Annotated in this window: 5 protein-coding genes; all 5 read right to left on the bottom strand. The window is 33.3% G+C overall.

Features of this window, described 5'->3' with window-relative positions; all coding sequences use genetic code 11:
* On the bottom strand, window positions 1–328 hold a 328-nt coding region (locus tag Q0Q96_RS11695), incomplete at its 3' end, for a VOC family protein (RefSeq protein WP_293875602.1).
* A 202-nt stretch (window positions 329–530) separates the two neighbouring features.
* Window positions 531–659 carry a four helix bundle protein gene (locus Q0Q96_RS11690; RefSeq protein WP_293875610.1) on the bottom strand — a complete coding sequence of 43 codons (129 nt, stop codon included), beginning with the start codon at window positions 657–659 and terminating at the stop codon, window positions 531–533.
* A 168-nt stretch (window positions 660–827) separates the two neighbouring features.
* A complete protein-coding gene (locus Q0Q96_RS11685) occupies window positions 828–1,982 on the bottom strand; it encodes a homogentisate 1,2-dioxygenase (protein WP_293875600.1) in 1,155 nt (384 codons plus the stop codon).
* Between the two features lie 209 nt (window positions 1,983–2,191).
* Window positions 2,192–3,829 carry an amino acid permease gene (locus tag Q0Q96_RS11680; RefSeq protein WP_293875598.1) on the bottom strand — a complete coding sequence of 546 codons (1,638 nt, stop codon included), beginning with the start codon at window positions 3,827–3,829 and terminating at the stop codon, window positions 2,192–2,194.
* Window positions 3,830–3,882: 53 nt separating this feature from the next.
* The gene (locus Q0Q96_RS11675) at window positions 3,883–6,096 is read right to left on the bottom strand and encodes a patatin-like phospholipase family protein (protein WP_293875596.1); all 2,214 of its coding nucleotides are present in this window, start codon (window positions 6,094–6,096) and stop codon (window positions 3,883–3,885) included.
* Window positions 6,097–6,101: the final 5 nt, after the last annotated feature.

Genomic DNA, 6,101 nt, shown 5'->3' with positions numbered 1-6,101 from the left:
CTTCTACCCAAAGTGCAATTACTTTTACACCATCGCCATGTTTGCGTATATGGTCATTGATTGGCGAATCGGCCGTTAAAGGCGTAGTCAAAACCAAACGAATTTTGTCTTGTTTTAAAACATAACTTGCTCTATCGCGTACGCCAGTTTCTAAACCAGCATACGCCAAAGATTGATATCCAAAAGTAGTTTTGTAATAATGTGCCGCTTGTTTTGCGTTGCCTACATAAAATTCTACATAGTCTGTTCCCATTAAAGGCAGGAAATCCTGTGCTCCTTCAAATATTTTTTCAAGTCCGTATTCGACAGATTTTATTTCTTTGCTCATGATATAATTAGATAATGTGAAAATTAGAAAAAGTGTTGAAATTAGAAAAATTATCTAATAATTACAATAATCCATTTTTTAATTATTTTAGTTTAGATGTTGAAATTATTTTATTTGAAAATTTTAAAATTTCGGATAAGTCATTTAATAATTCTTTGCAATCTGGGTATTATTTATGTACATCACAAAGAAATAACCAATATTATGTTTCATCGGCTTCTTTAATAGCAATTTTTAATTTGTGAATAAAATCTGCTTTACTTTCCGAATTTTGTGCTTCATTTGAGTTTGCTCCTTCTGAAGTACCCCTTTTTAATAATTGATTTCCAATTACAAATTTCTTCTTTTCCTGTAATTCTTCGGCTAGATCAAAATCTTAAGTGAAAACTCAAAAGTTTTTATCAAAAGTACATTATTGTTATATTTTTCGTTAAAAGTCATTTTTATAAATTAGATAATTTGTAACATTTTCTGATTACCTCATTTTCTAATTGACACATTACTCCACCCAAGATTTATAATATTTCCCATCATCAAGTCCCATAGCCTCCTCTGTAACCATCAATGGTCGAAAAGTATCAACCATAACAGCTAATTCTTGAGTTTCAGTGTGCCCGATACTTCGTTCCATAGCACCTGGTGCAGGCCCATGCGGAATTCCTTTTGGATGTAACGTAATATGCCCAGCTTCGATATTGTTTCTTGACATAAAATCACCATCAACATAATACAAAACCTCATCGCTATCAATATTACTGTGATTATAAGGTGCCGGAATCGCTTTTGGATGGTAATCATACAATCTTGGACAGAAGGAACAAACCACAAATGTTGCCGTTTCAAATGTTTGATGTACCGGTGGTGGTTGATGAACTCGACCTGTTATGGGTTCAAAATTATGAATGCTGAACGCGTATGGAAAATTGTAACCGTCCCAACCCACAACGTCAAATGGATGCGCAGCATAAATTATTTCGTGTATCATGCCTTCTTTTTTGATTTTGATGGTGAAATCTCCTTTTTTATCGTGCGTTTCTAGTTCAGTTGGTAATTTGAAATCGCGTTCGCAAAACGGAGCATGTTCTAAATATTGTCCCGTTTGATTTTTGTAACGTTTTGGAGTATAAAAAGGGGTGTAAGACTCAACATAAAACAATCGATTATCAGAGGTTTCAAATTCGATTTGATAAATAATCCCTCGTGGAATGATTAGATAATCTCCGTATTCAAACTGGATATTTCCCATCATTGTGCGGAGTTTACCTTTTCCTTTGTGAATAAAAATCATTTCATCAGCATCGGCATTTTTATAGAAATAATTTGTAAGTGATTTTCTTGGTGCAGCAAGGCCAATAATGCAATCCTTATTGACTAGCATTGCTTTTCGGCTTTCTAAAAAATCATCTTCGGGTAATAGTTCGAATCCTTTTAAAAGGAGTGATTTGATGTTTTTTCCAATGGCTATTTTGGGTTCTACTGAATAAGATTTTACAATTTCCTTGACTTGTGTAGGTCTATGAATATGGTATAATAAAGAAGAATGTCCGTGAAAACCTTCGGTGCCAAAAAGCTGTTCGTAATACAAACCACCTGTAGGTTTTTCAAACTGCGTATGCCTTTTTTGTGGAAAATCTCCAAGTTTATGGTATAACATTGTATATAGAAAATTTGATAGTGTTGTAATTAGACAATGAATTTGAAATTATCTAATTTTCAAATTGGGATATTATCTAATTTAATAAAGCAAATATCGGGAAAATTTAAATTTTGCACTTCGTTATTGTGAAATATTTATAAAGTAGAAAAGGTACTGAAAAAATTTGGTCATTTAATTTCAGTACCTTTTAATAATTTTTTTAGCGTTTATCTTGCTTTTTTAAAACTATATGCATAAACCAGTGCATGTATCATGGCAAAAATTAATGAAAAATAAAACAAAAAGCTATCATCAATGGCTGGATCTGAATGATGAACATAAGCAATAACTATTAGTGCTAAAACCATTCCTAAACCAGAACCAGCAACTGTTTTGTAATTGGCTAAACTAAAATTTCCTTTATTTAAAATACTATTTTTCATCCCATAAAACAAGTAGAAATCGAAACCTATCATCATCCAAACGATAAGCCTTATCCAAGTATCTAATGGTAAAAACACCATCATAAACAAACATACTATTACCCCTGCAATAGGCACAAAAGGAACTAAAGGCGTTCTAAAAGCTCGTGGCGCTTCTGGCATTTTTTTACGCATTATTAAAACACCAATACAAACTAAAATAAAGGCAAACAACGTTCCTATACTTGTCATTTCGCCCACAACTCTTGCAGGAACAAATGCCGCAAAAAGACTTACTATCACCATAAATAATAAATTGTTTTTTGCGGGAGTTCTAAATTTTGGATGAACTTCAGAAAACACTTTTGGCATTAATCCGTCTTTACTCATAGAGAAGAATACTCTACTTTGTCCCATTAACATCACTAAAATAACCGAGGCATATCCTCCAAGAATAGCTAATAATATTGCTGTGTTTAACCAAGGATAAGCTGGTGTAATCATCCCATTTGCCCCAACAGTTCCCATTGATTCAACAGCTATGGCAACAGGTGCAATTCCGTCTTTACCGGCAAATGCCTGATAATTCACGACTCCTGTCATTACATGAGCGAAAAGTATATAAAGAATGGTGCAAATTCCTAAAGAAAGTAAAATCCCAATAGGCATATCTCTTTTAGGGTTTTTTGCTTCTTGAGCTGCTGTAGAAACGGCATCAAAACCTATGTACGCAAAGAAAACAATCGCTGCTGCTCTTATGATGCCTGAAAAGCCAAATTCACCAAATTTACCAGTGTTTTCGGGTATATATGGTACATAATTTTCGGGTTTTATGTACTGCCATCCAACAGCAATAAACACCAAAACAACCGTTACTTTTAATAAAACTATAATTCCGTTTACGAAAGCTGATTCACGAGTTCCTCTAATTAAGATTAGTGACATTATCATGACAATCAAGACGGCAGGCGCATTGATAATTCCTCCTTCAAACGGAGAAAGCGTGTAGGATTCATTAAGATGGATTCCATATCCGCTTAAAAATTTTCCCAAATATCTAGACCAACTTATAGAAACTGTTGCTGCGCCAACGGCGTATTCTAGTACTAAATCCCATCCTATTATCCAGGCTACAAATTCTCCCATTGTAGCAAATGAGTACGTGTAGGCACTCCCTGCTACCGGAATCATTGAAGAAAATTCAGCATAACACAAGCCAGCGAAAATACAACCAAAGGCAGCAACCAAAAATGAAATCGTAATCGCAGGACCAGCATTCATTGATGCTGCTAAACCGGTTATTGAAAACAAACCAGCGCCAATAATGGCTCCAATTCCTAATGCAACTAATCCTGATGCTGTTAACGTTTTCTTAAGTCCTTTTTCCGAATCAGCGGCTTCGTTCAATAATTGAGTTAACGGTTTTCTTTTCCAAATTGACATATTCGTAGTTTTAGTTAAAGTGTATCAAATATAGTTTTTTATTTTAAATAGGGTTAAAACCAAAAGCCAACATTTACGAAGGTATAAACCCTGCTTAACTCTGGCGACCAGGAGTACTTAATTTCAATTGGACCAAGAAACGATTCTAAAGCATAACCTATAGCATAACCGTTATATTTTGGTTCAGAAAACCAACGCCCAGTTGCAAATAAATTGTCCTCCACATTTGCATAATTTGCTGAAAAATTGATGTGATTCTTTTTATAAATTTCATAATCCAAAGTAAAACTAGATTTGATAAAGCTGTTGGCGGAAATTCCTAAAAAATCATAACCATAAAAATATTTAAAATTATTGATGGTATTAAAACCATAACCGCCTAAAATAAAATCGAAAAAATGAACGCTGCTTTTGCCAAAAGTCAAACCAACATCAGCTTGAATTTTTAGTGTAACTTTTTTATAAAAAGATTTTACAAGTCCTATTTCTCCTTTTGCGATAGAATAGCGATTAAATTCGTTCGTATAATTTGACGAAAAAAGATAGGATTGAATATCTCCAGAAAACAACCAGCCTTTTTTGGGAAATAATTTATTATCGAAAGAATCGTATTTCATGTAACCAAAAACACTATTGTAGCTGCTTTGTTCAAAAGTGGGATTAATTTGCACTAAATTATCTGATTTTATTTTTAAAAATTTGTTCTCTATACCTGCACCAATTATAAATTTTTGAATAAAAACGGTTTGTAGATACGCTTGATTTGTTAAATCAGAAAAGTCTATATTGATACTGTTTAAACCTAGTTGTGCAAATAATTGTCCGTTTCTAAAATCAGTTTGAACGTTTTTATTAAAGGTGTTGTATCGGGATTTTATCCCAAAACTCCAATAAAAACCATTGTCAATATAATAATCCAGGTTGTATCGAATATTATCGCCAAGACCAACATCAAAGGACACTACATCATTCTTAAACAACCATTTTTTTTGAGTTAAATTGACTAAAATGGCGCCCTTGTATAATCCGTCATAATGAAGTCCAAATCTCAAATAAGTCTTTGTAGGGTTTTCAATAAGGTTTAATTTTAGCACATCCTCGTTTTGATTTTCATCGATTGTGTAACTAATTCTGCTGAAATTTTGGGTAGCATTTATATTACTTATGCCTTTTTTTAGGTCTTCATACGTTATTTTACTACCGTTTATAAAATGAAGTTTTCCCAAAACGTAGGCTCTTGTATAATTATCCAGATTGCTTATAGAAATGTCATTTATTTTTAAAATATCTGAAGTAACTTTCAAATTATTACGTTTATAGTCAGGTGATGGGTCTGCTAATTTTTGTAGTTTATCATAGATTAAATTTGCAGCATCTTCGCCAGCTTTAACAATTTCTTTTCCTTTATCAAAAGAGATTACGCCATACTTTGAAACATCTGGTTTTATATATATGTCGGTTAATTTTTGCTTGTCTTTCATTACTTTTATCATGCTCAAATTGGTTATCTGTACCAAAATTCGCGTTGCATCTTTTAATAAATTTCTATCTTTTAAATCATCTTGAACATCTACTCCAATAATGAAATCAGCTCCCATTTTTCGGACCTCTTCTACAGGATAATTATTGGCAACACCACCATCTACTAATAATTTACCATCTATTTCTACAGGAGAGAATAATGAAGGAAAAGCAGAACTTGCGAGCATCGCTTGCGCTAAATACCCGTTTTTTAAAATCACTTGCTCCCCTTTTTCAATATCAGTGGCTATGCATAAAAACGGAATCGGAAGTTTGCTAAAATCTGAAACATTCCTCACTTTGTGTGTGAGTTTTGACAGCAAACTATAATTATACATTCCTTTGGAAAGGGCAATAGGAATTGCAACTTTAAGATTTTTAAACGGCAGTGAAATCGCATACATTTCGTCGTTTCGTTTCTCGTAAAAACTTTTTGAAGACCGTGGAACGTAATCTTGAAGTAACTCATCAAAATCGGTATTATGAAATATAGAGTCTATTTGTGTAGCGCTATATCCAGTGGCATACAAACCGCCAACTACCGCTCCCATACTAGTGCCACCAATATAATCTATCTTGATGCCCGCTCTTTCTAGAACTTTTAACACGCCTATATGTGCAAATCCTTTTGCGCCGCCACCGCTAAGAATCAAACCAATTTTTGGTCTTTTTTTCTTAATCGTATCTTGAGCAACAACATTCTGAAGAAAAAAAAGACCTATCAGAATCAGCATTGTTTTTTTCATAAAAA

The sequence above is a fragment of the Flavobacterium sp. genome (assembly GCF_025352015.1).
GTDB lineage: Bacteria > Bacteroidota > Bacteroidia > Flavobacteriales > Flavobacteriaceae > Flavobacterium.
Note: the sequence above shows the minus strand (reverse complement) of the source record. Positions and strands in the feature narration are given on the sequence as shown.

Coding starts and splice junctions, on each gene's coding strand:
- Q0Q96_RS11675 (WP_293875596.1), bottom strand. CDS start 6,096: ATGAAAAAAACAATGCTGATTCTGATAGGTCTTTTTTTTCTTCAGAAT.
- Q0Q96_RS11685 (WP_293875600.1), bottom strand. CDS start 1,982: ATGTTATACCATAAACTTGGAGATTTTCCACAAAAAAGGCATACGCAG.
- Q0Q96_RS11680 (WP_293875598.1), bottom strand. CDS start 3,829: ATGTCAATTTGGAAAAGAAAACCGTTAACTCAATTATTGAACGAAGCC.